General features: G+C 71.2%; 25 protein-coding genes and 1 tRNA gene. 14 read left to right on the forward strand and 12 right to left on the reverse strand.

The annotated features are described in order from the left end of the window. Nucleotides 1-78 precede the first annotated feature (78 nt). Nucleotides 79-462 carry a DUF5611 family protein gene (locus SD626R_RS11710; RefSeq protein ID WP_092566539.1) on the forward strand — a complete coding sequence of 128 codons (384 nt, stop codon included), beginning with the start codon at nucleotides 79-81 and terminating at the stop codon, nucleotides 460-462. Nucleotides 463-507: 45 nt separating this feature from the next. Here SD626R_RS11710 and SD626R_RS11715 read toward each other — a convergent pair whose 3' ends face one another. Both SD626R_RS11715 and SD626R_RS11720 read right to left on the reverse strand, forming a co-directional pair. After that, nucleotides 508-1,101 carry a histidine phosphatase family protein gene (locus SD626R_RS11715; RefSeq protein WP_092566540.1) on the reverse strand — a complete coding sequence of 198 codons (594 nt, stop codon included), beginning with the start codon at nucleotides 1,099-1,101 and terminating at the stop codon, nucleotides 508-510. A gap of 57 nt (nucleotides 1,102-1,158) precedes the next feature. Continuing rightward, nucleotides 1,159-3,564: a hypothetical protein gene (locus tag SD626R_RS11720; protein ID WP_092566541.1), complete on the reverse strand. Its 2,406-nt coding sequence runs from the start codon at nucleotides 3,562-3,564 to the stop codon at nucleotides 1,159-1,161. 108 nt (nucleotides 3,565-3,672) lie between these two features. Between SD626R_RS11720 and SD626R_RS11725 the strand changes: the two genes are divergently transcribed. The 3 genes from SD626R_RS11725 (at nucleotide 3,673) to SD626R_RS11735 (ending at nucleotide 6,060) form a co-directional block, all read left to right on the forward strand. After that, nucleotides 3,673-4,488: a hypothetical protein gene (locus SD626R_RS11725; RefSeq protein WP_092566542.1), complete on the forward strand. Its 816-nt coding sequence runs from the start codon at nucleotides 3,673-3,675 to the stop codon at nucleotides 4,486-4,488. Between the two features lie 57 nt (nucleotides 4,489-4,545). After that, the gene (locus SD626R_RS11730; protein WP_092566543.1) at nucleotides 4,546-5,004 is read left to right on the forward strand and encodes a universal stress protein; all 459 of its coding nucleotides are present in this window, start codon (nucleotides 4,546-4,548) and stop codon (nucleotides 5,002-5,004) included. 75 nt (nucleotides 5,005-5,079) lie between these two features. Next, on the forward strand, nucleotides 5,080-6,060 hold the full coding sequence (locus SD626R_RS11735; RefSeq protein WP_092566544.1) for an ROK family protein: 981 nt from the start codon (nucleotides 5,080-5,082) through the stop codon (nucleotides 6,058-6,060). Between the two features lie 18 nt (nucleotides 6,061-6,078). Here SD626R_RS11735 and SD626R_RS11740 read toward each other — a convergent pair whose 3' ends face one another. Beyond that, nucleotides 6,079-7,089, reverse strand: a complete 1,011-nt coding sequence (locus tag SD626R_RS11740) for a PrsW family intramembrane metalloprotease (protein ID WP_092566545.1) — start codon at nucleotides 7,087-7,089, stop codon at nucleotides 6,079-6,081. 165 nt (nucleotides 7,090-7,254) lie between these two features. Here SD626R_RS11740 and SD626R_RS11745 point away from each other — a divergent pair, with 165 nt between their 5' ends. The 3 genes from SD626R_RS11745 (at nucleotide 7,255) to SD626R_RS11755 (ending at nucleotide 10,401) form a co-directional block, all read left to right on the forward strand. After that, nucleotides 7,255-7,563 (forward strand): DUF7532 family protein, encoded by a 309-nt coding sequence (locus SD626R_RS11745; protein WP_092566546.1) that lies wholly within the window; start codon nucleotides 7,255-7,257, stop codon nucleotides 7,561-7,563. Further along, nucleotides 7,560-9,038 (forward strand): ribonuclease FAU-1 family protein, encoded by a 1,479-nt coding sequence (locus SD626R_RS11750; RefSeq protein WP_092566547.1) that lies wholly within the window; start codon nucleotides 7,560-7,562, stop codon nucleotides 9,036-9,038. Before SD626R_RS11745 ends, SD626R_RS11750 begins: the two co-directional genes overlap by 4 nt. 232 nt (nucleotides 9,039-9,270) lie before the next feature. Beyond that, complete coding sequence (locus tag SD626R_RS11755) at nucleotides 9,271-10,401, forward strand: glutamate-cysteine ligase family protein (protein ID WP_176697323.1); 1,131 nt, start codon at nucleotides 9,271-9,273, stop codon at nucleotides 10,399-10,401. 26 nt (nucleotides 10,402-10,427) lie between these two features. Here the strand turns inward: SD626R_RS11755 and SD626R_RS11760 are convergent, their stop codons facing one another. From SD626R_RS11760 to SD626R_RS11770, 3 genes are all read right to left on the reverse strand, one after another. Continuing rightward, nucleotides 10,428-10,754 (reverse strand): NifU family protein, encoded by a 327-nt coding sequence (locus SD626R_RS11760; protein WP_092566548.1) that lies wholly within the window; start codon nucleotides 10,752-10,754, stop codon nucleotides 10,428-10,430. Nucleotides 10,755-10,883: 129 nt separating this feature from the next. Further along, nucleotides 10,884-11,207, reverse strand: coding sequence for a hypothetical protein (locus tag SD626R_RS11765; RefSeq protein WP_092566549.1), 324 nt, complete (start codon nucleotides 11,205-11,207; stop codon nucleotides 10,884-10,886). Nucleotides 11,208-11,358: 151 nt separating this feature from the next. Next, on the reverse strand, nucleotides 11,359-11,958 hold the full coding sequence (locus SD626R_RS11770) for a 2Fe-2S iron-sulfur cluster-binding protein (protein WP_092566550.1): 600 nt from the start codon (nucleotides 11,956-11,958) through the stop codon (nucleotides 11,359-11,361). A 135-nt stretch (nucleotides 11,959-12,093) separates the two neighbouring features. Between SD626R_RS11770 and SD626R_RS11775 the strand changes: the two genes are divergently transcribed. Together SD626R_RS11775 and SD626R_RS11780 are read left to right on the forward strand one after the other, a co-directional pair. Continuing rightward, nucleotides 12,094-12,576 carry an RNA-binding protein gene (locus SD626R_RS11775; protein WP_092566551.1) on the forward strand — a complete coding sequence of 161 codons (483 nt, stop codon included), beginning with the start codon at nucleotides 12,094-12,096 and terminating at the stop codon, nucleotides 12,574-12,576. A gap of 466 nt (nucleotides 12,577-13,042) precedes the next feature. Then, nucleotides 13,043-13,888 carry an endonuclease/exonuclease/phosphatase family protein gene (locus SD626R_RS11780; RefSeq protein WP_092566552.1) on the forward strand — a complete coding sequence of 282 codons (846 nt, stop codon included), beginning with the start codon at nucleotides 13,043-13,045 and terminating at the stop codon, nucleotides 13,886-13,888. Nucleotides 13,889-13,913: 25 nt separating this feature from the next. On the opposite strand, the gene SD626R_RS11785 is transcribed toward SD626R_RS11780, so the two are convergent. After that, nucleotides 13,914-14,615: a DUF1028 domain-containing protein gene (locus SD626R_RS11785; protein WP_092566553.1), complete on the reverse strand. Its 702-nt coding sequence runs from the start codon at nucleotides 14,613-14,615 to the stop codon at nucleotides 13,914-13,916. A gap of 450 nt (nucleotides 14,616-15,065) precedes the next feature. On the opposite strand from SD626R_RS11785, the gene SD626R_RS11790 reads away from it, so the two are divergent. From SD626R_RS11790 to SD626R_RS11805, 4 genes are read left to right on the forward strand one after another with little or no spacing between them, the layout of a single operon-like run. Further along, on the forward strand, nucleotides 15,066-17,141 hold the full coding sequence (locus tag SD626R_RS11790; RefSeq protein WP_092566554.1) for a PrkA family serine protein kinase: 2,076 nt from the start codon (nucleotides 15,066-15,068) through the stop codon (nucleotides 17,139-17,141). A 1-nt stretch (nucleotide 17,142) separates the two neighbouring features. After that, complete coding sequence (locus SD626R_RS11795; RefSeq protein ID WP_092566555.1) at nucleotides 17,143-19,581, forward strand: kinase anchor protein; 2,439 nt, start codon at nucleotides 17,143-17,145, stop codon at nucleotides 19,579-19,581. After that, nucleotides 19,572-20,954 (forward strand): DUF444 family protein, encoded by a 1,383-nt coding sequence (locus SD626R_RS11800; RefSeq protein WP_092566556.1) that lies wholly within the window; start codon nucleotides 19,572-19,574, stop codon nucleotides 20,952-20,954. Before SD626R_RS11795 ends, SD626R_RS11800 begins: the two co-directional genes overlap by 10 nt. Continuing rightward, the gene (locus SD626R_RS11805; protein WP_092566557.1) at nucleotides 20,951-23,032 is read left to right on the forward strand and encodes a SpoVR family protein; all 2,082 of its coding nucleotides are present in this window, start codon (nucleotides 20,951-20,953) and stop codon (nucleotides 23,030-23,032) included. The genes SD626R_RS11800 and SD626R_RS11805 overlap by 4 nt, the downstream gene beginning before the upstream one ends. A gap of 34 nt (nucleotides 23,033-23,066) precedes the next feature. Here the strand turns inward: SD626R_RS11805 and SD626R_RS11810 are convergent, their stop codons facing one another. Continuing rightward, complete coding sequence (locus SD626R_RS11810; protein ID WP_092566558.1) at nucleotides 23,067-23,765, reverse strand: alpha/beta hydrolase; 699 nt, start codon at nucleotides 23,763-23,765, stop codon at nucleotides 23,067-23,069. Next, nucleotides 23,762-24,376, reverse strand: a complete 615-nt coding sequence (locus tag SD626R_RS11815; RefSeq protein WP_092566559.1) for a VOC family protein — start codon at nucleotides 24,374-24,376, stop codon at nucleotides 23,762-23,764. The genes SD626R_RS11810 and SD626R_RS11815 overlap by 4 nt, the downstream gene beginning before the upstream one ends. A 141-nt stretch (nucleotides 24,377-24,517) precedes the next feature. On the opposite strand from SD626R_RS11815, the gene SD626R_RS16895 reads away from it, so the two are divergent. Next, nucleotides 24,518-24,664, forward strand: a complete 147-nt coding sequence (locus SD626R_RS16895) for a hypothetical protein (protein WP_176697324.1) — start codon at nucleotides 24,518-24,520, stop codon at nucleotides 24,662-24,664. Between the two features lie 30 nt (nucleotides 24,665-24,694). Here SD626R_RS16895 and SD626R_RS11820 read toward each other — a convergent pair whose 3' ends face one another. The 3 genes from SD626R_RS11820 to SD626R_RS11830 form a co-directional block, all read right to left on the reverse strand. Further along, nucleotides 24,695-24,904 carry a hypothetical protein gene (locus tag SD626R_RS11820; RefSeq protein WP_092566560.1) on the reverse strand — a complete coding sequence of 70 codons (210 nt, stop codon included), beginning with the start codon at nucleotides 24,902-24,904 and terminating at the stop codon, nucleotides 24,695-24,697. A gap of 151 nt (nucleotides 24,905-25,055) precedes the next feature. Beyond that, nucleotides 25,056-25,901 carry a hypothetical protein gene (locus tag SD626R_RS11825; RefSeq protein WP_092566563.1) on the reverse strand — a complete coding sequence of 282 codons (846 nt, stop codon included), beginning with the start codon at nucleotides 25,899-25,901 and terminating at the stop codon, nucleotides 25,056-25,058. 299 nt (nucleotides 25,902-26,200) lie between these two features. Beyond that, a tRNA-Cys gene (locus SD626R_RS11830) sits at nucleotides 26,201-26,276 on the reverse strand. Nucleotides 26,277-26,377 lie beyond the last annotated feature (101 nt).

The following is a 26,377-nucleotide window of genomic DNA, read 5'->3' on the forward strand; positions in this document are numbered from 1 at the left end:
CGGTCGAGGGGGGTCGCTCAGCGGGCTGAAGACCCCGTGACGAAACTGGTTTACGCCCCCCTGTCGAACGGTCGCGGCATGAAGGAGTACAAGATGCGCCGCGGCGAGCATCTGGACGACCGCATGCCCGACCTGAAGGGGTCCGTCGAGGAGTACTTCGGCGAGGTCTCCGGGACCGAGGAGTGGCAGGGCCACGAGCTGTACGTCATCGAGGACCCGGACAACCCCGTCTTCGAGCGCATCGTGGCCGGCGCCGCGGAGTACGGCAGCAAGAAGGACAAGCTCGCCGTCCACTTCGAGGAGCGCCCGGCCGAGGACGTCATCGCCGAGGGCAACGCCGACGCCGCCGCCGACGCGGTCGATGCGAAAAACGAGTTCCTCCTGGAGGCGACCGGTCGCGACGCGAAGTCCCGCCGCGACTCGCTGAAGCGCGAGGTCGAGGACGACGCGCCCGACTACTGAGCCGGACACCGCCCCAGCTACCGAACCGGACGCCGCCCGCCGACGCTACTTGTACGACCGGTCGTTCGCGCGGACGACCGCCCCGCTCTCGTCGATCTCGGTCACCGAACAATTGTCCGCCGAGAGCTCCGTGAGCGATCGAACGACCGGGAGGTCGCGGCGCTCGCCGACGACGAGCCGGATCGGGTTCACGTGCGTGACGGCGACGACGGAGCCCTCGCGGGCCCGGAGGTCGGCGGCCGCGTCGAGGACGCGGTCGCGGACGGCGAGCCAGCTCTCCCCGCTCTCGGGGGCGCGCTCGGCGGCCGCGCGTCCGCTCTCCAGCAGGTCGAAGTCGGGGAAGCGCTCGAAGAAGTCGCTCGACGGGAGCCCCTGAAAGACGCCGAAATCGCGCTCGCGGAGCCGCGGGTCGGTCTCGACCGCGACCCCGGCCGCCGCGGCGATCGGCTCGGCGGTCTCGACGGTGCGCGCGAGGTCCGAGGCGACGACCGCGTCGACCGCGCGGCGGTCCGCGGTCGCGTCGGCGACCGACGCGGCCTCCTCGCGGCCGCGCTCGGAGAGCCCGACCGGCGCCCACCCCTGGATCCGGCCCGCCTCGTTCCACTCGGTCGTCCCGTGTCTGACGAACAGCGTGCTCACGGTTCACCCTCGGCGCCTCGTCTCAAGGGCCTTTCGTCGGCGATCGTGGCCGCCCTGTCAGCGCTCGAGCGACCGCGTTAGCGCGAAGACGAACAGCGCGATGAGGAACGCCCCGACGAACCCCTCCAGCGTGGCGGCGAGCCGGACGATCAGGTCCGACTGCTCCGTGCCGCCGCCGAGGATCATCGCGACGAACGACTCCAGGCTCAAGAGCCCGTATCCGACGGGACCGCCGTACGGCGGTTCGGGAAGCAACGCGGCGAACGTCCCCGCGAAGACGACCACGACGGCACCGGAGGCGAGGAGGACGCGGCTGGGACGTTCGCCGTAACCGGAGCTGAGGTCGAACAACACGTTCGAGACGTAGTCAAACGCGGCGACGGAACGCCCCCAGACGGTCCCGTCGCCGCGGGCCGCCTCGCGGTACTCCCGACGGCGCTGAAGCATCTCGTTCCGGAAGAACCGCGAAGCGGCGTCAACGTCGCCGACGCGGTTCGCACCGTTCCGCGCGAGCACGTAGGTGGTTACTAGCGCGCCCGGATCCGGCTTCTCCCAGTCGACATCGGCGATCTCCGGGACGATCAGGCGCTGTAGCTCGCTCCGCGCCGCGGCGCTCCCGGGGTCGTCCGCGGGGTACGCGCGCGGATCGATACGTCTGAGCGCCTCGCGAACCCCGGAGTTGCGGAGGGCGGCAACGGCAGCGGGAGCGGGAGTCGCGGTCGGCTCGGGACCCGAAGCGGCCTCGGCCAGCCCACGAACGAGTCCGATCCGGTCGCTCTCCCGCTCATCGAACGGGGCCGGCGTGGCCGCGTCGCGGGCGGATTCGACATCGCCGGCGATCGCGTTGAGGTCGCCCTCGGCGGAGACGAGAGCCGTGACGGCCGCGACGGGGTCGTCAGCGTCGAGGGCGTCGCGGAACCCGTCGAACGTCGCGACCGCCGCGAGGAGGTCGTCGGCGAGGGCCATCGCCTCGTCGGCCGCGGTGGCCGCCGCGAGACGGTGGTAGCCCGGTTCCGCGTCGCGGTCGCCGTCAAGGCCGACGAAGTCGCGAACACGGTCGATCCTTCCGGTGTCGGGGGCGAGCGCCGGGAGGCCGTGGAGCCGCCAGTCGGTGTCCTCGAAGGCGTCGGTGTTCTCGCTGAACACGAAGCCGTCGAACTCGGTCTTGAAGAAGTGGAGCCGACCGGCGGCGCCGCGGTTCCTCCCCAGCCGGACGTCCCCGAGCGCGGCGTTCCGGAGGTCGTACGCCACGGGGGCGCTCGCGGTCGGCTGCGAGAGGAAACCGCCGTCGACGGACGCGTCGCGCAGCCGAACGACGGAGAAGGTCTCGCCGCCTTCGACCCCCCCGACGTCGAGCCGCGGGGTACATTTCAATTCGCCCGCGACGGCGGTGCCCGAGAGGTCGAGACAGCCCTCGACGATCGGTCCGGGGAGGGTGCCGCCCCGCGGCTCCGCGAGGTCGGCGTCGCCGCTGATCCGCGCGTCGCGGAGGGAGAGGTTTCCCGCCACGTTCGTTGGACCGAGCGTCGTCGACTCGTCGTCCACGGCGCCGAGCCAGAGCGAGTCGTCGAGGTCCACGGCGTCGAGCCGAAGGTCGCCGCCGACGTGAAGGTCATTCAGCAGGAGCGCCCCGCGGCTCCGAAGGTGTTCGAAGACCACGTGCGAGCGCACCTCAGTGAGCCTGAGGGTGAGCTCTGAGGTGTTCGCGTGGTGGCGCTCCCCGCGGAGCGTGAGGCCCGGACAGTAGAGCCGGCCCTGGACGGCGCCGCGCTTGAATTCGAACCGGCCGTCGACGACGCATTCCGTCGCTTCGACATCGCCGTTCACCACCGCGTCGGTGAGGACGAACCGTCCACCGACGCGCGCGTCGTCGAACCGCAGCGGCGTAGGGGCGGAGCCGCCGATCCCGGGGGCGCCGTCCGTGGGCCGTTCCGCCGCGTCGACGCCTCCGGCCCACAGGCCGTCGGCGTCCGGGTCAACCCGGGCGTCGGCGTGCGTCGCCGGGCCGAGCACGGACCGGCGAAGCGAACAGTCGCCGTCGACGACGCAGTCGGTCGCGTCGACGGCCTCGATCCGCGAACCGCCGAGGTCGAAGTCCGCCTCGATCCGCGCGTCGCGACAGTTGAGCTCGCCGAGACGGGCGCCCCGGAGGTCGAGCGGGTGGGTGTCGCGACGCTCGATCAACTCGTCTGAGAGGTCGAGCGTCGGGAGTCGAGCCCCGACGAACCGCTTGCGCTCGCGGGCGAATCGCCGCGCTTCGAGGTCGGCCGCGAACAGGTCCGACTCGGGCGTCGCGGAGAGTGAATCGAGTAGTTTGCCGGCGGCGTCCCCGTTCGAGAGCGCGTCGGGATCGTGGAACGCGCAGCGGTCACTCCCCTTGACCGCCGTTCGTGGACAGCGCCAGTCGTCGGCGAGGTCGCCGGGGACGGAGACGTCGGCGGCGTCGAAGCTACACCGTGTCATGGGCGAAGGAGTCGGACGAGATACATAAACGATCGGCGGTCCCGTGACGCCGAGGCGACGCCTCTATCGACGACAGGCTATTGACGACCGACCCGGTAGGGGAACCGAATGCGACAGGACCCGATCCCCGCCGCGGTCGCCGACCGGCTGTCGGACGCTGCCCGTCGCCTGCGGGCGGCCCGGCGGAGCGCGCTCGACCGCGTCGCCGTCGAGGAGACGGAGTGGGAGTACGCGGGCCGGACCTGGTCGTGGCCGGCGGGCGAGGCGCGGACGTACTTCCGGGAGCTCGCGCCCGGCGAGCGCGAGGTCCTCGACGAGCTGACCGCGGCGCTGGGGGAGCACCGGTCGCCGGACGAGACCGGATCGGGAGCGGAATCGAGGGCCGAGGTCGTCGGGGTCGGCACGGGCAGGGTGGCCGTCGCGATTCCGGGGGCCGTCGGTGAGGGGCCGAGTGCGAGCGACGGCGAGCGGTCGGAGGCGACCGACGGCGACGCCCTCGTCGCGAAGCTGGCTCGGTACGGCCCCTCTGCGGAGATGGGCGACGGCCGCCCGCAGAACCGCCGGGAGCGTCGGATCTGGTCGGCGGTGGAGTCGCACCCCTTTCTCCCCGTCCTCGACGGCGACGCCGACGGCGACTGGATCGCCATGCCGCGCGCGGACGTCCCACCGGCCGAGGCGGTGCGAGAGGCGGCGCTCGACCGCGTGCGATCGGCGCTGGCGCCCCACCGCGACCGGTTCCACTTCGACGAGCTGAAGCCGGAGAACGTCGGCGCGTACCGCGACCGGTACTGGGTCGTCGACTACGGGCGCCCGGCCGGCGAACCCCTGTTCGCCGAGCCGCCGGACGCGTCCGCGGGTGAGACCGCCGAACCGCCAAGGGGAGAGACCGGAGAGAACCGTCAGGATCGATCGGATGAAAATTAATTCAGAACCGAATTAAAATTTTAGCAGTCTTATCAGGGCGGGCGGCGAAAGGGAAGCATGAGCATCGAGACGGTGCTACTGGCGGTCGGAACCGAAGACGAGAAGCGAACGGAGCAGATCGCGAGGGAGGCGATCGCGGTCGCCGAGCCCACGGGCGCGGAGGTCGTGTTGACCCACGTGTTCGCCGACGAGGAGTTCGACGGGATCCGGGCGAAGCTGGGCGTCGACCCGGCGAGCGAGGGGTCGACGCCGGACGCGGTCGCCGAGCGACACACGACGACGCGGGCGCTCGCGGAGGCGCTCGACGACGCCGACATCTCGTACTCGATCCGGGGCGCGGTCGGCGATCACGCCGACGAGGTCGTCGAGGCGGCCTCGGCGGTCGGGGCCGACCGCGTGGTCGTCGGCGGGCGGCGCCGGTCGCCGACCGGGAAGGCCGTGTTCGGCAGCGTCGCGCAGGAGGTCATCCTCTCGGCGCCGTGTCCGGTGACCTTCGTGCGGGAAGTCGCCGCCTGAGGGCGGGCCGGAGTTCGAGGCGAACCGCTCGGGGAAGCGCCCCGCTTAAGTGATACCGGTCCGGGACTCTAGCCGATGTACTACGTTGGCGTCGACCTCGGGGCGACGAACGTCCGGGCGGTCGTCGGCGACGAGACGGCGGCGATCCTCGGCTCCGACGCGCGGGGGACCCCTCGCGGACCGAACGGGATCGCCGTGACCGAGGCCGTGTTGGGCGTCGTCCGCGGTGCGTGCGCCGACGCCGAGATCGACCCGACCGAGGTCGCCGCGGCGGGGATCGGCTCGATCGGCCCCCTCGACCTCGCGGCCGGGGTCGTCCAGGGGCCGGCGAACCTCCCGGACACCGTCGAACGGATCCCGCTCGTCGGGCCCGTCTCCCAGCTCCTCGGCACCGACGAGGTCCACCTCCACAACGACACCATCGCGGGCGTCATCGGCGAGCGGTTCCACTCGGAGCGCAACCCCGACGACATGGTGTATCTCACCATCTCCTCGGGGATCGGCGCCGGGGTCGCCGTCGACGGCAACGTGCTCTCGGGGTGGGACGGCAACGCCGGCGAGGTCGGCCACATGACCGTCGACCCGCACGGCTTCATGACCTGCGGGTGCGGCCACGACGGCCACTGGGAAGGGTACTGCTCGGGCAACAACATCCCGAAGTACGCCCGCGAGCTCCACGCGGAGGACCCCGTCGAGACGTCGCTCCCGATCGAGGACCCGGAGTTCTCCGCGGTCGACGTGTTCGAGGCGGCCGACGAGGACGTCTTCGCCGACCACGTGATCGACCAGGTGGCGCACTGGAACGCGATGGGCGTCGCCAACGTGATCCACGCGTACGCCCCGCTCGTGGTGAGCGTCGGCGGCGCGGTCGCGCTCAACAACCCCGAGCGGGTGCTCGATCCGATCCGCGAGAAGCTCGCCGACATGGTGTTCATCAACGTCCCGGAGGTCCGGCTCACCGCCCTCGGCGACGAGGTCGTCGTGAAGGGGGCGCTCGCGAGCGCGCTCACCGGCGGCACGGGCGACCGGTCGCGGGTGGAGTCGCCGCCAGGGTGAGCGGGTCGGACCCGCCAGTCAGTCCTCGAACTCCGTGAGCTCCGGCTCCACGTCCGGATCGACCGCGTCGCGCGTCTCCAAGTACGCGTCCCGGTAGCGCCAGATCTTCCGGAGGAGGACGTAACCGAACGCGCCCTGAAAGAGGAGGACGAAGAGGAGCAGCGCCGGGAGCCGCGGGATGGGGGTGAGCGCCGGGATCACCGAGGTGACCGGGCCGACCAGGGTGTTGTACAGCCCGTGGATCGCGGCGGCGATGACGAGCCCCTTCACGACGATCGGGCCGCGGTGCTCGGGGTTGAACTTCGCGAGGCCGAGGTAGTAGCCCGCGAACGCCGAGTAGACGACGTGGCCCGGGCCCGCGAGCGCGCGCAGCGCCGCGATCCCGTCGCCCGCACCGAGGACGGCGACTCCGATCGTCAGCTCCGACATCTCGACGGTCCGGGCGATGTAGACGAGGTTCTCGATGACGGCGAAGCCGAGCCCGGCGATCGCCCCGTACACCGCGCCGTCGACGACGGCGTTGAACCGGTCGTCTGTGTAGGCGTACAGCCGGACCGCGAGCAGCTTCACCGTCTCCTCGACGGGACCGACGACGAGGAAGAAGAAGAGGACGAGCCCCGGGAAGCCGAGCGGGGAGAAGAGCGGCTGCAGGCGACCGTTGAGCACCGCGGCGAACGTCGCCGTGAGAACCGACAGCAGGAACGTCGCCACGAGCAGGGAGAGCGGCTCCGCGGTCGTGACGTCGGAGACGTACACGTACGCCGCGAGGCCGAAGGCGGGGATCGCCGAGAGCCCGACGAGCATCGCGACCGCGGGGTCGAAGACGAGCCCGAGGCCGAACGACCCGAGGATGAGCAGGAGCAGGGCGAGCGCGACGAAGACGACCAGCGCCTTCGCGGAGCGGGTGATGAGCCAGTGCAGCGCGACCGAGAGCCCGTCGAGGGAAGTGCGCTCCTCCCACGTGGCGATGTCGTAGAGGTCGCGGTCGTCGTCGGAGCGCGACTCGACCGGGTCCGACCGGGATGGCATACGCGCCGATTCGGTCCGGGGTGACTTAAGCCGTGGCCGAACCGGTTCGCGGTCGAACGGTCGACCGGGGCCCCGTCACGCGACGCGTCCGCCCGCGATGTATCTGCCCACGACGGGCTCGCTCCGAGCCGGTGGAATTGAAACCGCGGCGCCCGAAGGGGGGGTATGCACTTCGACTCACGGACCCAGCGGGCGCTCCGCGAGGCGGGGCTCGACGCCGACGCCATCGCGGACGCCTCAGACCGCGTCGCCGGGCTGGTCGCCGCCGACGCCGAGCGTCTGCGGGCGTTCTTCGCCGACGACGGCCCCTACTACTCCGACATGGAACTGGCTCACAGCGCGGCCGGGATCAAGGAACACGCGACCGCGGACGTGGACCTGTTCACCCACGGGAGCGACCTCCGCGGCTACCTCTCGCTCGGCGAGACGGTCCACGACCGGGTCCGGTTCGCGCGCGACCCGGAGGAACTGTGACCGCCGCCGTCCGCGTCCGGGGCATCTACGCCACGGCACTGACGCGGCTCCTCCTGGACGCGGGCCACGAAGTCGTCGACGCCTCGCCCCCGATCCGCCGGCGCTTCGACGAGGCGTTCGGGGACGCGCCGCCGGACGTCCGTGTCGAGACGACGGCGGACCGGCAGGGCGTCGGCGTCCACGGGAACCCCGAGGCAGTGGCCGCGCTGCGGGAGCGACTGGCGGGCGTCGGCCGCGACGCCCTGTCGTGGCGCGACCCGACGCCGCCCGGGACCGTCCTCGACGGCGAGGTGACCGAGACGCTCGGCGGCGGGGCGGTGGTGGCGCTCCGCGTCGACGGTGTAGAGGGCGAGGGCGCGGGAGGCCGAGGCGGCGCCACCGCCGAGGGATACCTCCCGTACGGGAGCGTCGACGACCGCGTCGAGACCGGCGACCCGGTCCGGGTCCGCGTCGACGCGTCCGCGGCGCCGTGGACCGACCGGCGGCCGGAAGTCGACGGGTCGCTGCGCGCGGGCGGCGGCCTCGTCGCGCTCGAACCGGGCTCCGGCACCCGGGTCGACGTGCGGGACGACGAGGCCGCGCGGGAGCTGTCGGGGATGCTCGACCTGCTCGGGCTGGAGCCGCCGGACGGGTGGCGGGCGATCTGGAAGCCGCCCGCGGTGGACGCCGGGACGGAGGCGCTGGAGGCGGGGCTGGAGCGGGCCGTCGCGGCCGCCGAGGGGCTCGACGACGCGGTCGACGCGGCCGGCGGGATCGGCGTCCTCGGCGACCGAGGGCACCTCCGCGGCGAGCCGGTGGCGTCGCCGAACGCGGGCGCCTGGGTCTGGTTCGGCCGCGAGAGTCGCTTCGCGCTCGACGACCGGCGGCGGGAGGCGACCGCGACGATGCCGGGTCACCACCGGGTGAAGGCGGGGTCGGCCGACGCCTCCGCGGGCGTCGACCTCGCGGAGGCGCTCTGCGAGCCCGACCCGGACGCCGCGTTCCCGTTCGGCGTCGTGACCGACGCGTTCGGCCCGCGCGAGGGCGACGCGCTCCGGATCGACCACGGGAAGCCCGACGGCCGGCTGATAACGCTCGGCGAGGGCACCGTTACCGAAGTCGACCCCGACGGCGCCGTCACCGTCGAGCGCGAGATGACCGGCGGCGGCACGTACGACGGCCTCGGTACCCCTCGCGAGGCGGGCGACGTGGCCGAGACGAGCCTGAAGGAGGGGCGTTGGTGGTATCCGACGACCTACCGCGGCCGCGACGGGACGGTGCGGGGGACCTACGTCAACGTCTGCACCCCGGTCGAGGTGTTCCCGGACGCGGCCCGCTACGTGGACCTCCACGTCGACGTGGTGAAGCGCCCGGACGGGACGGTCGAGCGCGTCGACGACGACGAACTCCGGGACGCGGCGGCGGCCGGCGACGTGCCGGAGCCGCTGGCGGAGAAGGCGCGGAGCGTCGCGTCCGCGCTGGAGAACGCGCTGTAGCCCGGGGCGACACGCGAGCCTCGCGGGAAAGATAATCGATGTTCAGTCGGTTATGCGGCGATAAGACCCTTTTCCCGCCGTAATCCGCCTTATCTATTACGTTGTATAAGGCTATTCGGATTCATTTCACACAATCGTTATTACCGCTGCATGGTACAGAAACCATGGTTGTGAATATCACTCACGACAGCACGAACGGCCACCCCCGGCCGGAGTCGCCGGCCGTCGGACAATGACCGGTGGCGCCGCCGAGGGCGCGACGTCTGAGACCGGATCGATGCGGCGGAGCGTCGAGGTGGAGTACTGGGTGATCGACGAGAGCGGGCGGCTGACCGATCCGGGCGGGCTCGTCGACGCGTCGCCGGGCGCCGAACGCGAGTTCGTCGAACCGCTCTTGGAGGTCAAGACGACGCCGTGCGAGTCGACCGCGGAGCTCCGCGAGGAGCTGTTCGGTCAGCTCGGCCGGGTCCTAGAGCGGGCCGACGAGCTCGGGAAGGGGCTCGTGCCGCTGGCGACGCCGCTCCGCGACGGCGACATCGCCGACCTCGGGAGCGAGCGGGCGCGGATCCAGGACCGCGTCGTCGGGGACCGGTTCGAGTACGTCCGGCACTGCGCCGGGACCCACGTTCACGTCGAGCAGCTACCGGGGCGCGAGATCGACCAGCTCAACGCGCTCACGGCGCTCGACCCGTCGCTGGCGCTGGTCAACTCCTCGCCGTACTTCGGGCACGAGCCGTTGGGGGCGGGCGCGCGGTCGTTGCTGTACCGATGGATGGCGTACGACCGGCTCCCGCGGCAGGGCGAGCTGTGGCCGTACGCCGACGACACCGAGGAGTGGGCGAGGCGACTGGAGCGCCGGTACGAGTCGTTCGTCACCGAGGCGGTCGTGGCCGGCTGCGACCGGGAGGCCGTCGAGGCGCGGTTCACCCCGGAGAGCGCGGCGTGGACCCCGGTGAAGCTCCGGGCGGAGTTCGGGACGGTCGAGTGGCGCTCGGCGGACGCCGCGCTCCCGAGCCAGGTCGTCCGGCTGGCCGACGACCTCGTCGGCGTCGTCGAGCGGCTCGACGGCGCCGAGCTCCGGATCGGCGGCGAACCCCACGTCGGGGACGAGGCCGTCGTCCTCCCGCCCTTCGAGACCGTGCGCGAGCGCGTCGAAGACGCCGTCCGCGACGGGCTCGAATCGGACGCGGTCCGGTCGTACCTCGAACGGATGGGGATCGATCCGGAGCCGTACGAGCCGTTGTCGGCCGAACTGCGAGAGAGGGGACCGCTCACCGAGGCGAGCGCGAGGCGGACGCGCCTCGACTACGCGGAGCGGCTCGCGCGCGACGTGCGTCGGCGGCGACCGGTCCGGAGCGACTGAGCGCCGACCGAGAGGAGGCCGAGGAGTTAGAAGTGGTTCGCCGACTCCGTCTCGTGTTTCAGCTCCCCGCCGCGGCCGCCCTCGACGGTGGAGGCCCCCTGGTCGCCGGAGGAGGCGGTCCGCACCGTCACGTTGTCCACCTCGTCGAAGTCCATGATCAGGTCGCGGCGAATGTTGTCGGCCGTGATGTTCGAGATCCCGCAGCCCGAGCAGGTGCCGCCGAGCTCGACGACGACCTCGCCGCTCTCGGGGTCCGCCTCGCGCACGACGCTCGTGCCGCCGTGCATCTGGATGATCGGCATCTGTCCGACCATCCACTGTTCGACTCGGTCCGCGAGGCTCTCGTCGCTCATTGTCGACCGTTAGCACCCGAGCCTATGGAAGCTTGCGGTTTCCGAGGCGATCCGAGGAAAGAAACGAACTGTGTCACCGTCGATCCCGCGGGATGGAGAGAGCGAAATGGGTTTCGGTTACTCCGCCGATCACTCGTCGCGGTCGTCCGCCCGCTCCGACTCGCTCGGGAGGCGGGTCGGGTCGGCGGGGTCGTCGCCGTGCACGGAGTCGTCGCGTTCGAGGAGGTACAGGAGCGGCCCGAGCGCGGCCAACACGAGGACGCCGGGGAGCGGCGCGTCGGGGACGAGCAGGGCGGTGGTCAGGGCGGCGCCGGAGGTGACGACGAGGAGGGCGGCCCACAGCGACGGGGAGCCGAGGTCGACGCCGACGCGGGCGGCGTCGCGGTAGACGAGCGCGGCCGCGCCCGCGACGAGGAGCGCGGCGCCGCCGCCGAGGACCGTGGTGACTGCCATACCGACCGTTCGGCCGAGACGCGAAAAAGGGTGTCGCGAGCGGACGGGGAGAAACTGAGAACCGGACGAAAAGAACGGAAAAACGAGCCGAGAAGCGGACAAGGCAGGCGGGGGAGCGAACGGGGCGGAGCGACGCGACGTGAGAGAGGAGTTACGGCGCCTCGCCCGTCTCGATGGTGAAGGAGTCGCGGGGGTACGCGACGCAGGTCAGCGTGTAGCCGTCGTCGAGCTCGGCCTCCTCTAACATCTGCTGGTTGTCGTGCTCCACGAAGTCCTCCGAGGGACCGTCCGTGATGTGACCGGCACAGGAGACGCACTGGCCCTGGCGGCAGGCGTACGGGAGGTCCCACCCCTCGTCCTCGCCCTGTTCGAGGATGGGCGCGTCGTTCGAGAGCTCGACCGTCTTCCCCTGCTTGGCGAACTCGACGTCGAAGTACTCGACCTCCTCCACGTCGGCGGGGCCGGCGCTGACGGCGCTCCCGTCCTCGAGTTCGCCCTCCTCGCCCTCGGCGCCGCCGGCGGGAATGGCGCCGCCGCCGCCTCCGCCGCCGACCGCGCGGTTCCCCGGCTCCGGGAAGTCGGTCTCGGGGACCGCGGACGCGCGGCGTTCGAGCACTTCGTCCGAGATGTCGGTCGTGGGCTCCCATCCCGTCCCCTTCAGGCTGGTGACGAAGACGACGAGCAGCGTCGCGATCACCCCGAGAACGAGCGCGGGCGCGTTCGCGACGTTCGCGATGAGCGGGTTGAGCATACGAGAGGCTATGGACAGGTGGCTTAAGGCCGTTTTGATCGGTCCGATCACGTGAGAACCGCGGAGCGCGGCGTCCGAGCCCGTGCCGCGCCGCGGAACGGACCATTTATCGGCCGAGCGGCCGACTGGACCCGCATGGAAGTGAAATCGCGACACCACCTCCGGAGCGACGACATCGCGGCGATCCGCGAGGCGGTCGCCGACCACCTCGGCGTCGACATCGACGGCGAGACGTTCGAGTTCGTCGAGTTCGTGGACGCGGGCTACGAGCTCGTCCTGGTCGACGGCGACCCCGCCGTCTTCTACGTCGACGACGACGAACCGTTCCTCACCGTCCGGGGCGCGAACGACTACGAACCGGAGACGGGGGTCGTCACGGTCGACGCGGGCGCCGTCTCGTTCGTCTCCGACGGCGCCGACGTGATGCGCCCCGGAATCGTCGAGGCCGACCCGGAGATCCGCGAGGGCGACCTCGTCGTCGTCGCCGAGGAGTCGCACGGGAAGGTGCTCGCGGTCGGCCGGGCGATGGTCGACGGCGACGGCATGGTCGGGGACAGCGGGAAGGTCGTGGGGTCGATCCACCACGTCGGCGACGAGCTGTACGAGTTCTCGGCGTAGGCGACGGGGGCGAGATTGTCATATGAGGAGCGTGACCGCTAGCGGTAGCCGTTTACTGTCGAAAGACTGCGGTGGCGCGTGCCTGCGAGCGGCCGACAGGCCGCGAGTCAGCACGCGCGAGGGACGCGGTGAGCGATGTGGGCGACCGAAGGGAGCCCCGAGCGAACCGCGAGGCTGGGGAGGCGTGAGGCGCGGTCGCTGTGCGGTCGGGTAGGACTCAAAGGGGCAGCCGGGAGGACGGCGTAGGCGACGAAAGCACCGGAGGGAGCGAACGAAGTGAGCGACTGAGGGGCGCAGCGAGCGTACGCCGTCCTCCCGGCTGGGGCTTTGGCGGTGTTCACCGCGACTGCACCTCTGGTAGTGCATGGTTGAGCCGCTGGAGCTTTGGCGGTGTTCACCGCGGGTCCGGCATCGTTCGCGTATCGCTCCGCGTCTTTTAATCGCCTCGCCCGCGACCCTCACGGTAATGACCGCGATCCGGGTGCTGAGCTACAACGTCCGCTACGCCAACCGGGGCGACCACCACGACGTCTGGCACGACCGCCGCGACGCGGTCGGGCGGCTCGTCCGCTTTCACCGCCCGGACGTCGCCGGCTTCCAAGAGCCGCTCCCGGAACAGCGCGAGGACCTCCGGGAGCGGCTCCCGGCGTACGAGTTCGTCGGGCGCGGACGGGGGACCGACGGCGAGGGCGAGGGCTGCCCGATCGCGGTCCGAGCCGACCGCTGGGAGGTAGCCGACGGCGACACGTTCTGGCTCTCCCAGACGCCGGACCGGCAGTCGGTCGGCTGGGACGCCGCCCACCCGCGGATCGCGACGTGGGCGCGGGTCCGAGCCGTCGACGGACCCGCCGAACTCCTCGTCGTCAACACGCACTTCGACCACGTCAGCGCGACCGCGCGGCGCGAGTCCGCGCGGCTGGTCCGCGAGCGGCTCCCGGAGCTGGTCGACGGGGGCACAGGCGCGGGCGGATCGGTCGGACGACCCCCGATCGCGCTCGTCGGCGACTTCAACTGCACGCCGGGGTCGGACCCGCACCGGATCCTCCTCGGGGACGATCCGGAGACAGGTTCGGACGGGCCGCCCGACGACGACCGGCTCGCGCTCCGCGACGCCGCCGCGGTCGCCGACCTCCGACACGGACCGGAGACGAGCCTCACCGACTTCGCCCGACTGATCGACGGGCGTCGGATCGACCACGCGCTCGTCTCGCCGGCGTTCGACGTGGCGGCGTTCGCGACCCTGACCGACCGCGACGACCGGGGGCGGTACCCCTCCGACCACCTGCCGATCCTGACGCGGCTGTCGCTGTAGGGGCGGGAACCCCGCTCGCGAGGGGCTACTCGCCGCCGTCGCCCGCGTCCATCTCGTCGGCGTACCGCTCCAACACCGCCTCGTAGCCGCGCTTCGCCGTCTCGTACGTCTCGCGGAGGTCGGCGACCGGGGTCTCCGAGGCGTCGACGCGGAGGTCGTCGTAGTACGGGTCGTCGGCCTCCTCGGTGTTCCGGACGAGGAGGGCCGCGGACTGCACGTCGAGGTCCTCGCGCTTGTCGCCGCCGGCGGCGTGGCCCGCCGCGAGCGCGTCGATCAGCCGCTCCGCGAGGGGGGCGTCGCCGTGGGCGGCCGACTCGTAGGCGGCCGCGGTGTCGTCGATCACGTCCTCGCCCGTCAGGAGGTTGCCGGCGACGGTGTAGTTCTCGCCCTCGACGTGGCCGTACCAGTCGCGGCACTCGTCGCCCGAGAACGCGAAGGTCCCGTCAGCGTCGACGCCGTGGAGCTGGCGCTCCGGCCTCCCCTCGTCGGCGTTCAACAGGGCCTCCAGCGCGTCGTCGACCGCGAGCCCGTCGCCGAGGTACTCGATCCCCTTCCGCCCGAGCTCGACGTTGACGAGCGACTGCGTCGCGACCGCGCCGTCCGCCGACGCGAACGGACACAGGGCGCCGACCCCCGGCAGCCGGGTGGTCACCGCCACGCCGTACCGGACCCGGTCGTCGCCGTCGCCGTCGGTGTACCGCTCGCGGACGCAGATGCTAAACGTCACACCGGCCGTGGGTCGGCGGCCGGCAAAAGAGCCCGCCTCGGGGGCGACGTTTCCGGTTCCGACCGGTCGGGGCGGCGATTCCAACCGGCGGAGGGCTGGTTCCGACCGACGCGGGTCCGATTCACCGGCGATCGCGTACGCCCCTGTTTTATCACCGCTCCGCGCCGATTCCGGCCGATTTGCGCGAGATGAAAACCGCAGATCGCGGCGGGATCCGCAGTCGCGTTGCGCGTGTGAATTGGCGACACACTTATGAGTGAGAATCCCTCTCATACATATAGCCTCGGTTACGGGCGAAACGGCGACCCGCGGCGGGTCCCCCTCGACGACAGCGGCGTTCGCGGCTCGATGAGCCGTCGTTCCGGCACGGAGAGCCGCGCGGCCGCTCGGCGCGCGGCCGACGTGCGGTCCGGTCGCGAGGTCCCTCGTCCGTCCGAGAGACGTGATACGATGACAGACCGACACACGCTCGAACGGCTCAGCGAGGAGTACCGGACGAACGTCCCGGACGACCTCCGGGAACCCCGCTCGTTCGACTGGTACCTCGACGCGCTGTACGAGGAGCCGCGCATCGCGCGGAACGCCCACCAGCGCGTCGCCGACATGTTCGACTACTACGGCACCCGATACGACGAGGAGCGCGGCGTGGTGGAGTACGCGCTCGCCGCGGACGACCCGCTGCACGACGGCGAGAACGTCTTCTACGGCCGCGAGGTCCACGAGTCGATCCACGAGTTCGTCAACAAGGTGAAGTCCGGCGCCCGCGGGCTGGGCCCCGAGAAGCGGATCAAGCTCCTCTTGGGGCCGGTCGGCTCCGGGAAGTCGCACTTCGACTGGCTCACGCGCCGCTACTTCGAGGCGTACACCCGCGAGGAGGCCGGTCGGATGTACACCTTCCGCTGGGTCGACCTCTGCTCGGTGATCGACGACCAGGACCCGGGCGACGACGCGGTGCGCTCGCCGATGAACCAGGACCCGCTCGTGCTCCTCCCGCGACCGCAGCGGGAGGCGGTCATCGAGGACCTCAACGAGCGGCTCGACGCCCCGTACAGCCTCCGGAACGACCAGCATCCGGACCCGGCCTCGGAGTTCTACCTGAACGAGCTGCTGGCGCACTACGACGACGACCTGCAGCGCGTGCTCGACGAGCACGTCGAGGTCGTCCGGCTCGTCGCCGACGAGAACCGCCGGGAGTGCATCGAGACGTTCGAGCCGAAGGACAAGAAGAACCAGGACGAGACCGAACTCACCGGCGACGTCAACTACGCGAAGCTCGCGGTCTACGGCGAGTCCGACCCGCGCGCGTTCGACTACGCCGGCGCGTTCTGCAACGCGAACCGCGGCCTCTTCTCCGGCGAGGAGCTGCTGAAGCTCCAGCGGGAGTTCCTCTACGACTTCCTGCACGCCTCTCAGGAGTCGACGATCAAGCCGAAGAACAACCCCCGGATCGACATCGACCAGGTAATCGTCGGCCGGACGAACATGCCGGAGTACCGCGAGAAGACGGGCGACGAGAAGATGGAGGCGTTCAACGACCGCACCAAGCGGATCGACTACCCCTACGTGTTGGAGTACGACAGCGAGGCAGAGATCTACGGGAAGATGCTCGACAACGCGGACGTGCCGAACGTCCACGTCGAGCCGCACGCCTTGGAGATGGCCGGCCTCTTCGGCGTGTTGACCCGCCTCGAAGAGCCCACCGACGAGACGGTGAGCCTCCTCGACAAGGCGAAGGTGTACAACGGCGAGCTGGAGGACGAGGAGATCGACCGCCGGAAACTGCGGGAGGACGCCGCCGAGCAGGCCGACGTGAGCGAGGGAATGGACGGCGTCTCCGCCCGGTTCATCGGCGACGAGATTGCCGAGGCGATCATGGACGCCACCCACCGCGACCGCGGCTACCTCTCGCCGCTCTCCGTCTTCGACCACTTCGAGGCGAACCTCGGGGGGCACGGCTCCATCGCCGCCGAGGACCTCGACCGCTACGAGCGCCTCTTGGAGACCGTCCGCGAGGAGTACCGGGAGCGCGCCATCGAGGACGTTCGGCACGCGTTAGCGTACGACGTAGACGAGCTCCGTCGCCAGGGCGAGAAGTACATGGACCACGTGATGGCGTACATCGACGACGACACCGTCGACGACGAGCTCACGGGCCGCGAGACGGAGCCCGACGAGACGTTCATGCGCGCGGTCGAAGAGCAGCTCGACGTCCCCTCCGACCGGAAGGACGACTTCCGACAGGAGGTGTCGAACTGGGTGTCGCGGCGCGCCCGGGAGGGGCGCGACTTCGACCCCCAGGAGAACGACCGCCTCCGGCGGGCCTTAGAGCGCAAGCTGTGGGAGGACAAGAAGCACAACATCAACTTCTCCGCGCTGGTCTCGGCGACCGACCTCGACGACGAGGAACGCAGCGCCTGGGTCGACGCCCTCGTCGACCGGGGCTACTCCGAGGACGGCGCGGCGGAGGTGTTGGAGTACGCGGGCGCCGCCGTCGCCCGCTCGGAGATCGAGGACGACGGGGGCTGAGATGAGCGAGTCAGACCGATCCGACGGCGAGGGGTTCGTCCGGGCCGCCGACGAGACCCTCCGCGGCGCGTACGACCCGCCGATGAGTCTCGACGAGTACGTCGACCGCGTCTTGGAGAACCCCGTCGCGGCCGCCTCCGGCGCGCGCTACGTCCTCGCGGCGATCGAGTCCGAGGGCACCCGCGAGGTCCGCGAGCGCGGCGAGCGGCTGGAGCGGTACCGCTTCTTCGACGACCCGTTCAACGACGGCGAGCACGCCGTCCTCGGCAACACCGCCGCGCTTAACGCGTTCGTCGACGACCTCCGGGCCGCCGCGGCGGGCCGCGGCAACGACGAGAGCATCGTCTGGATCGACGGCCCCACCGCGACCGGGAAATCGGAGTTCAAGCGGTGTCTGGTGAACGGCCTCCGGGAGTTCTCGAAGACCGACGCCGGGCGCCGCTACACCGTCGAGTGGAACGTCACCGGCGCCGGCGGCGGGATCGGCGGGGGCGGGACGGGCGCCGCGTCGCTCTCGTACGGCGACGGCGGCGACGCCGCGGCGTGGTACCGCAGCCCGGTGCAGGCGCACCCCCTCTCGGTGTTCCCCGAGGCCGTCCGGGAGTCGATCGCCGACGCCGTCGACGACGACGCCTACCCGATCGCGGCCGACGTCGACCTCGACCCGTTCAGCCGCGAGGCGTACGACCACCTGGAGTCGGCGTACCGCGACGAGGGCCGCCGTGACCTCTTCTCGGCGATCACCGACCGCGACCACCTCCGCGTGACGAGCTACGTCGTCGACGTGGGCGAGGGGATCGGGGTGCTCCACGCCGAGGACGACGGGACGCCGAAAGAGCGGCTCGTCGGCTCGTGGATGGGCGGGATGCTCCGCGAGCTCGACTCGCGCGGGCGGAAGAACCCGCAGGCGTTCAGCTACGACGGCGTGCTCTCGCAGGGGAACGGCGTCGCGACCGTCGTCGAGGACGCCAGCCAGCACGCCGACCTGCTCCGGCGGCTGCTCAACGTCCCCGACGAGCGCCGCGTGAAGCTCGACAAGGGGATCGGGATGGACCTGGACACGCAGCTCATCGTCATCTCGAACCCAGACCTGGACGCCGAGCTCGACCGCCACGCCGACCGCGAGGGCGCCGATCCGCTGAAGGCGCTGAAGCGGCGGCTCACCCGCCACGAGTTCCGCTACCTGACGAACCGGCGGCTGGAGGCGGAGCTGTTACGCCGCGAGGTCGGCGGCGTCCGCGGCGTGCCGACCGTCGACGGGGTGGACGAGGCGGCGACCGAGTCGGGGACGACCGACCGCGACGATCCCGCCCGCGATCCGGCGGACGAGCCCGGCGCGGCGGCGCTGACGATCGACGTCCGCGACGACGACGGGACGGTCACCGAGCGCGAGCTGGCGCCGCACGCGGTCGGCGCGGCGGCGCTGTACGCGGTCGCCACCCGGCTCGACACCGAGGACCTCCCGCCGGGCGTCGGGCTCATCGGAAAGGCGGAGCTGTACGAGACCGGGGAACTCCGGCGAGAGGCGGCCGACGGGGACGAGGAGACGGTCACGGTCGACGACGTCGACTTCGGCGACGGCGACGGGCGGAACGGGATCCCGGTGACGTACACCCGCGACGTCGTCGCCGACCTGCTCGGGAGCGACGCCGACCGCAGCCACCCGGAGCTCCCGGTCGAGCGCGTCGTCACGCCGACGGACGTGCTCGACGCGATGGCCGACGGGCTCTCGGCGGCGCCGCTGTTCTCCCGCTCGGAGGTCGCGGAGTTCGAGAGCCGGCAGGCCCCGGTCGCCGAGCGGATCCGGGAGCGCCAGCGCGCCGACGTGATCGACGCCGCCCTCGCGGAGGCGACCGTCTCGGAGGAGACGGTCGCGGAGTACGTCGAGCACGTGTACGCCTGGGACGCCGACGAGCCGGTGGAGACGGAGCGCGGTCCCGCGGAGCCCGACGCGCTCGCGATGAAGGTGTTCGAGACGGAGACGCTGGGGCGGTTCGACGAGGACGACTACTACGGCACCGACCCGACGCGGGAGGTCGGCGAGTTCCGTCGCGACCGCGTCATCCGGGCGCTCACCCGGTACGCGTGGCGGAACCGCGGCGACGAGTTCAGCGTCGACGACGTGGAGCTCCGCGAGATCCCCGAGCTGCGAGAGGTGCTCGACGCGAACGACCTGGCCGACCTGAAGCGCCGCTTCCCGGAGCTCGACCCGGCCGAGTGGGCCGACCCGCCGGCCGACACCGAGACGGAACGCGTGAAGGCGGCGACGATAGACCGGCTCGTCGACCGCGGATACAGCCCCGCGTCGGCGGAGCTGACCAGCCGCGCCGTGATGCGCAACGCCCGCGACGAGTGGGCCGACCTCGCCGCCGACGGCGGTGACGAGGAGCCACGGGGCGGCCGCGACGGCGGGAACGGGGGTGGGGTCTCGTGGGACTGACCGACGACCGCGAGCGCTTCCGCGAGGTCGGCGAGCAGCGCCGCGAGGACCTCTCGGAGTTCATCAGCCACGGCGACCTCGGGCGCTCCGGCCCCGATCAGGTCCGGATTCCGGTGAAGATCGTCGACCTCCCGGAGTTCGAGTACGACCAGCGGGAGGCCGGCGGCGTCGGACAGGGGCAGGGCGGTCAGCCGCAGCCCGGCCAACCGGTCGACCCCGAGCCCGGCGACGGCGACGAGGAGGGCGACCCCGGCGAGGAGGGCGGCGAGCACGAGTACTACGAGATGGACCCCGAGGAGTTCGCGCGCGAGCTCGACGAGGCGCTCGGGCTCGACCTCGAACCGAAGGGGAAGCGCGTGGTCGAGGAGGTGGAGGGCGACTTCACCGACACCGCCCGCGCCGGCCCGCGCGGTACCCTCGACGTCGACGAGTTCTTCAAGCGCGGGCTGAAGCGCTACCTCGCGACCGACTTCGACGAGGAGTACGTCCGCGAGGGGCTCCGCGTCGCCGGCGCCGACGTGGACGACGCCTTCGCCTGGGCCCGCGACAAGGGAATTCCCGTGTCCCGGGCGTGGATCGCCGACGCCGCGGCGACCCTCGCCGAGGAGCGCGGCGAGCCCGTGACGGCGCTCGACCGCTGGGAGAGCTTCGACGCGCTCGACGCCGAGGTCGATCGCGAGCCCGTGAGCCACCGGATCCGCCGGGAGGGGCTCGACAGCGTCCCGTTCCGCCGGGAGGACGAGCGGTTCCGCCACCCGGAGGTGATCGAGAAGCGCGAGCGCAACGTCGTCGTCGTCAACGTGCGGGACGCCTCCGGCTCGATGCGCGAGACGAAGCGCGAGCTGGTCGAGCGCGTGTTCACCCCGATGGACTGGTACCTGACGGGGAAGTACGACGCCGCGGAGTTCCGGTACGTGGTCCACGACGCCGAGGCGTGGGAGGTAGACCGCGAGGAGTTCTTCGGGATCCAGTCCGGCGGCGGCACCCGGATCTCCAGCGCCTACGAGCTCGTCGAGGAGATCCTCGAGGAGTACCCGTACAGCGAGTGGAACCGCTACGTCTTCGCCGCCGGCGACTCGGAGAACTCCGGCAGCGACACGACCGACGCGGTGATCCCGCTGATGGAGTCGATCGACGCCAATCTCCACGCGTACGTCGAGACCCAGCCCGGCGGCGCCGCGCCGAACGCGCGCCACGCCGACGAGGTGGAGGCGGCGCTCGGCGACGCCGACGACGTCGCTGTCGCGCGCGTGTCGGACCCGGACGACGTCACCGACGCCATCTACGAGATCCTCAGCACGGAGGCGGAAGGTGACGGCGCGGCCCCCAGTGAGGCGACGAGCGGGCGGACCGACGGGGGTGGTCGCCGATGAGAGACGAGCGCGTCGAGGCGAAGCGCGAGGCGGAGACCCTCGACGAGCCCGCCGCGGAGGCCCGCGAGCTCGCCGAGCGGCTCGGGCTGGAGCCGTACCCGGTCCGGTACTGGGTCGTCGGCCACGACGAGATGAACGAGCTGATCGCCTACGGCGGCTTCCAGCGGCGCTACCCGCACTGGCGGTGGGGGATGAACTACGAGCGGCAGCGCAAGAAGGACCGGCACGGGCTCGGGAAGGCGTTCGAGATCGTCAACAACGACGACCCGAGCCACGCGTTCCTCCAGGAGTCGAACGCGACCGCCGACCAGAAGGCCGTCATCACGCACGTGGAGGCCCACGCCGACTTCTTCGCGAACAACCGCTGGTTCGGGCTGTACGCCGACCGCGGCGAGGGAGGGCCGAACGCCGCGGCGCGGCTGGAGCGCAACGCCGACCGGATCTCGGCGATCGCCGACCGTCCGGACGTCGACCGCGACGAGGTCGAGCGCCTGGTCGACGCCGTGAGCGCGCTGGAGGACACGATCGACCAGCACAGCCCGGTCGACGCCGCGCGGTCGGTCGCGGAGCCGGGCGTCTCGGAGGACGTGAGCGACCCCGACGACGACCCGGTCGCGGCGGTGGAAGAGCAGATCGCGGAGCTCGACCTCTCGGAGGAGGTGCGCCGCGACGTGTTCGACGACGAGTGGCTGGCGGCGCACGGCGAGGGGATCGAGCCGGAGGAGCCGCGCCCGGACGTGCTCGCGTTCCTGCGCGACCACGGGAAGCGGTACGCCCCCGACAGCGGGAAGGCGGTCGACCGCGAGCCGTGGGAGACGACCGTCATCGACGCGATCCGCGAGGAGGCGTACTACTTCGCCGGCCAGAAGCAGACGAAAGTGATGAACGAGGGGTGGGCGACCTACTGGGAGTCAGTCATGATGGGCGGCGAGGGGTTCGCCGGCCCCGACGAGTTCCTCACGTACGCGGACCACATGGCGCGGGTGCTCGGCTCGCCCGGGCTCAACCCCTACAAGCTCGGCTTCGAGCTGTGGACCCACGTGGAGCTGCGGGCCGCCCGCCGCGACGTGATTGACAGACTGCTCCGCGTCGAGGGCGTGACGCCGGAGAACTTCCACTCGCGGATCGATCTCGACGAGGTCGCCGAGGCGCTCGAACCCCACCCCGCGATCGCCGGCGCCGGACCGGCGACGCTCGACGAGCTGGCCGAGCTCGCCGCCGACGGCGACCCGCGGGTCGACGCCGAGGCGGTCGACCGGGCGCTCTCGGCCCGGGACGAGGGGGAAGCGGACGGCGACGGCGGCGAGACCGGTCCCGACGGGGGCCCGGACATCGAGCAATACCCGTGGAAGCTGCTGACGCGCGAGGGGCTCGCGGAGCGTCACTACGTCCTCTCGCGGCCCGAGCACCGCGGCGCGCTCCGCAACGTCTCCCGCGAGACGCTCGACGAGCGCGCCCGGTACATGTTCGACGTCGAACGGTACGCGAGCGTCGACGAGGCGCTCGACGACGTCGACCGAACCGCCGGCTGGGACCGGATGGTGGAGGTGCGCGAGAGTCACAACGACGTGACGTTCATCGACGCGTTCCTCACCGACGAGTTCGTCCGCGAGGGGAACTACTTCACCTACGAGTACAGTCGGGCCGCCGAGGAGCACCGCGTCGCCAGCGTCGATGCCGACGACGTCCGGCGGAAGCTCCTCCTCCAGTTCACGAACTTCGGCAAGCCGACGGTCGTCGTGCTCGACGGCAACTACCGGAACCGGGGCGAGCTCCTGCTCGGCCACCGGTTCAACGGGGTCGCACTCGACGAGGAGTCGGCGGCGGAGACGCTGAAACGTGCCTTCGAGCTGTGGGGCCGCCCCGTGAACCTCGCGACGATCCGCGTCGAGTACTCCGACGAGGCGATCCGCCGGGCGAAGCGCCGGGGCGCCGAGCCGGAGGGCGAGGAGGCCGGCGTGCGCTTCCAGTACGACGGCGGCGAGGTGACCGAGCACGACCTCGATCCGGAGATCCGCGAGCGGATCGAGGCCGACGAGGTCGACTACGACACCAAGCCGGACGACTGGCTGGCGTGAGAAGCAGGCGATCGGGCCTCGGCGCGAGCGGGACCTACGACAGCGCCGCGACGAGGTCGGCGACCGCCTCGGTCTCCTCCTCGTTGATGCCGTGGCCCATCCCCTCGTAGATCCGCTCGTCAACGTCGGCGCCGAGCGCCTCCAACACCGCGCTCGTCTCGTGGACGCGCTCCTCCGGGATGTGCGGGTCGACGTCGCTGCAGCCGAGGAACGCCGGCGTCCCGCCGAGCGCCGCGGCGGGGTCGCCGTCGATCGCGGCCGCGGCGTGCGAGACGTAGTCGTCGACGTCGACCGACTCGCCGATCAGCCCGCCGCTTAAGACCGCGAGCCCGCCGTACCGGGTCGGGTTCCGCGCGACGAACTCGCTCGCGAGGCAGGCGCCCTGCGAGAAGCCGCCGACGAGGACGCGCTCGGCCGGGATCCCGGCGTCCGTCGCCGTCTCGACCGCGCGGCCGACGGCGCGGAGCCCGGAGCTCCGGCCGGGCTCGTTCTCCGCGACGGGCGCGAGGAAGGAGTTCGGGTACCAGGTGTTGGCGGCCGCCTGGGGGGCCAGCAGAGCCACGTCACCGCTGCCGCCGATCTCCTCGCCGAAGTCGACGATGCTCCGAGCGGTCGCGCCGCGGCCGTGGACGAGGACGACGGCCGCGTCGGCGTCCGCGACGGGAGTGCCGGCCGTCACCAGCTCCTCGTCGGCGTGCGGGTCGTCACCCGCGTGGGGCGTCCGGCCGCTCATACGCCGACGCCCGCGTCCGCGTCGGGCAGGTCGTGCTTCTTCACCGGGAGGCCGAGCTCTTCGAGGGCCCCCTTCATGTGGCGGTCCTGCGCGAAGTCGGCGCCGTCCTCCTCGCGGAGGCGCTGGGCGGTCGCGAGCACCTCGCCCTTGCGGTCGTCCGGGATCTCGTACTTGTCGGCGGAGAGCTCGATGACGAGGCCGTTGTTGTCCTGCGTGTAGATCGAGTGGAATATCCCCCGGTCGAACACGTTGTATCCCTTGCCGGCCTCCTCTAACGCCGCCATGATATCCTCGTACTCGTCGGGCTCAACGCTGAAACAGAGGTGGTGGACCGCGCCGGTACCGGCGCGCTGCCCGCGGGCCGAGGGGCGGTCGTCGCTCACGAAGAACGTCAGGATCCGACCGTCACCGGTGTCGAAGAACAGGTGCGTCTGGGACGGGTCGTCGAGGTTCGGCTGGCGGAGGACGAGGGGCATCCCGAGCAGGTCGCGGTAGAAAGCGATCGTGTCGGCCTCGTTGCTCCCCCAGACCGTGATGTGGTCGGTGCCGCTGGTGTGGAACGGTGCGTCCGGAAGCTCCGTCGTGACCGGAGCCGCGCTTTCCTCGCTCATACCGGTCGTACGTGACGAGCACGTATAAAAACGAAAGGGACCCCCGGGTGATCGACTGACATCGGTGTTATCGGCGCAGCGGGGCCGCGGACCCCGCCGGCGAAGCGATCGATTTACCCGACCGACGGCGGATCGACGGCCATGGAGATACTCCTCCACTCCGGGCTCGAACATCCGAACACGCTCTGGATCGCCGTCAGCGCGGTCGTCGCCTTCGTTCTCGGGATCGGCGTCGGCGCCGCTCGAGTGGGACTCGGATCCGCGCTCCGCGATATCGTCAGCGAGTGACGCGGAAAGCGGTGCGGAGAGCGGCGCGAGTCAGGAGCGCCGCCAGACCGACGGCGCGACGCCGAGCGCTCGGACGACGTACGGGTAGCCGATCGCGACGGCGACGACGAGCCCCGCCGAGGCGAGGGGGCCGGGCGCGCCGGCGACTCGCTCGACGAGCGACAGCGCCGCGACCATCAGCAGGAACATCGCGGCCCAGTGCGGGGCGAGCTGCCGCACCTTCTCTCGGGTCGAACTCACGGCTCGGACGACGGGCGCGACACGTATAGGCTGTCCCCCGCGGTCTCGGTCGGTAACGAAGACCGTCTCACGGGAGGAACGAGGAGACGGAAGGGCGGAGACCGAACGACCTCGGAGAGCGAGGTCGAGTCCGGCCGACGGGGCTGTTAGATCAGTACCGCGAGGGGATAAACGCCGCGCCGAGCAGGAGCAGCGAGGAGAGGACCGCGAGGACCAGCACGCGCGTCAGCCCGCTGTTGTACTGCTGGAACTGGTCGATCTGCGAGACCTGCGCCTCGTACCCCTCGATGTCGCTCGACAGCTGCATCGTCGAGGCGTCGGAGAAGTGCGCGATGAACTCCGTCTCGCCGACCGTGACCCGGGAGTGTTGCTCTATCTCGATACTCTCGGTTTCCGTCGCCTCCCAGACGACCACCGCCTGCTCCGCCGTGACATCGTCGACGGTCACGGTATTGCCGCCGTACTCGAAGGCGTCGCCCGTGGCGTACGACCGCTCCTCGGGAGCCGGGAAATATTCGCCCGCCGGGACGAGCGTCGACTCGCCGTCCTCGGTAACGACGACGTACTCGCCGTCGTCGCGCTCGACGGTCTCGTTGTCGGCCTGCGGGTCGTTCTCGAGGATAGCCTGTCGATCGAGAACCTCAACGAGCGTGAACTCGCTCGGATCCTCGCCGGAAATCGCCACGCGCCACTCCCGGTCGCCGACTTCGACGGTCGAGTCGTTCGCCCAGGCCTCGGACTGTTCCACCGTCATTTCGCGCTCGATCGTGGCGACGATTGACGTCGAGGCGCCGCCGCCGCCGTGACCGCCGCCACCGCCCTCCTCGACCTCGGCGATTTCGGCGACGACGTACTCCTCGCCGTCGACCTCGATCGTGTCACCCTGAGAGACTTCGAAGTCGGGATTCTCGAAGCCAATCTCCGGGGTCTCGGCCGTCGCGGTGAGGACACCCGCTCCGCCCGCGATCAGCACGAAGAGCGCGACGTACACGGCCACAGCGCGTCGTTGCATGGTTTCAGCATGGGTCACCCCGTGTATAACGGTTACTAAGCCGAGCGACCGGGACAGTCGAACCGGGCCACCGCTCCGCCCTGACGCTACCGGCGAGGCGAGCGGGGAGGGGAGCGAAACGGGACATCCGACGGCGTAGCGTCGCCCGCGTGGCGCGCGAATACACCGGAGCTCCGCCGAACGCCGGACGAGGTCGAATCGAGGTCACCGATCCGGCGAAGCGTGACCGCGCGTCCGCCGGTGAGTACTACGACGTGGCAGCCGCTGTCGACTGATGGATAAAAAGCCAAGGGCCGGATTTGAACCGGCGTTGGGCGGCTCTGCAGGCCGCTGCGTCTGACCAGACTCTGCCACCTTGGCGCTATCGAAGGTACCGCAGTCGAGAGTTTAAGCCTAGCGGTCATAACACGCTCGCTGGATGACGATCCGCGTCTCTTGGGAGGGAAGTGTCTATGGGTGGT

Source organism: Halorubrum sp. SD626R (assembly GCF_001261915.1).
Taxonomy (GTDB): Archaea; Halobacteriota; Halobacteria; order Halobacteriales; family Haloferacaceae; genus Halorubrum.

Coding starts and splice junctions, on each gene's coding strand:
- SD626R_RS11775 (WP_092566551.1), top strand. CDS start 12,094: ATGGAAGTGAAATCGCGACACCACCTCCGGAGCGACGACATCGCGGCG.
- SD626R_RS11755 (WP_176697323.1), top strand. CDS start 9,271: ATGACCGGTGGCGCCGCCGAGGGCGCGACGTCTGAGACCGGATCGATG.
- SD626R_RS11760 (WP_092566548.1), bottom strand. CDS start 10,754: ATGAGCGACGAGAGCCTCGCGGACCGAGTCGAACAGTGGATGGTCGGA.
- SD626R_RS11725 (WP_092566542.1), top strand. CDS start 3,673: ATGCGACAGGACCCGATCCCCGCCGCGGTCGCCGACCGGCTGTCGGAC.
- SD626R_RS11740 (WP_092566545.1), bottom strand. CDS start 7,089: ATGCCATCCCGGTCGGACCCGGTCGAGTCGCGCTCCGACGACGACCGC.
- SD626R_RS11815 (WP_092566559.1), bottom strand. CDS start 24,376: ATGAGCGAGGAAAGCGCGGCTCCGGTCACGACGGAGCTTCCGGACGCA.
- SD626R_RS16895 (WP_176697324.1), top strand. CDS start 24,518: ATGGAGATACTCCTCCACTCCGGGCTCGAACATCCGAACACGCTCTGG.
- SD626R_RS11795 (WP_092566555.1), top strand. CDS start 17,143: ATGAGCGAGTCAGACCGATCCGACGGCGAGGGGTTCGTCCGGGCCGCC.
- SD626R_RS11780 (WP_092566552.1), top strand. CDS start 13,043: ATGACCGCGATCCGGGTGCTGAGCTACAACGTCCGCTACGCCAACCGG.
- SD626R_RS11720 (WP_092566541.1), bottom strand. CDS start 3,564: ATGACACGGTGTAGCTTCGACGCCGCCGACGTCTCCGTCCCCGGCGAC.
- SD626R_RS11790 (WP_092566554.1), top strand. CDS start 15,066: ATGACAGACCGACACACGCTCGAACGGCTCAGCGAGGAGTACCGGACG.
- SD626R_RS11810 (WP_092566558.1), bottom strand. CDS start 23,765: ATGAGCGGCCGGACGCCCCACGCGGGTGACGACCCGCACGCCGACGAG.
- SD626R_RS11765 (WP_092566549.1), bottom strand. CDS start 11,207: ATGGCAGTCACCACGGTCCTCGGCGGCGGCGCCGCGCTCCTCGTCGCG.
- SD626R_RS11770 (WP_092566550.1), bottom strand. CDS start 11,958: ATGCTCAACCCGCTCATCGCGAACGTCGCGAACGCGCCCGCGCTCGTT.
- SD626R_RS11735 (WP_092566544.1), top strand. CDS start 5,080: ATGTACTACGTTGGCGTCGACCTCGGGGCGACGAACGTCCGGGCGGTC.
- SD626R_RS11745 (WP_092566546.1), top strand. CDS start 7,255: ATGCACTTCGACTCACGGACCCAGCGGGCGCTCCGCGAGGCGGGGCTC.
- SD626R_RS11710 (WP_092566539.1), top strand. CDS start 79: ATGAAGGAGTACAAGATGCGCCGCGGCGAGCATCTGGACGACCGCATG.
- SD626R_RS11730 (WP_092566543.1), top strand. CDS start 4,546: ATGAGCATCGAGACGGTGCTACTGGCGGTCGGAACCGAAGACGAGAAG.
- SD626R_RS11805 (WP_092566557.1), top strand. CDS start 20,951: ATGAGAGACGAGCGCGTCGAGGCGAAGCGCGAGGCGGAGACCCTCGAC.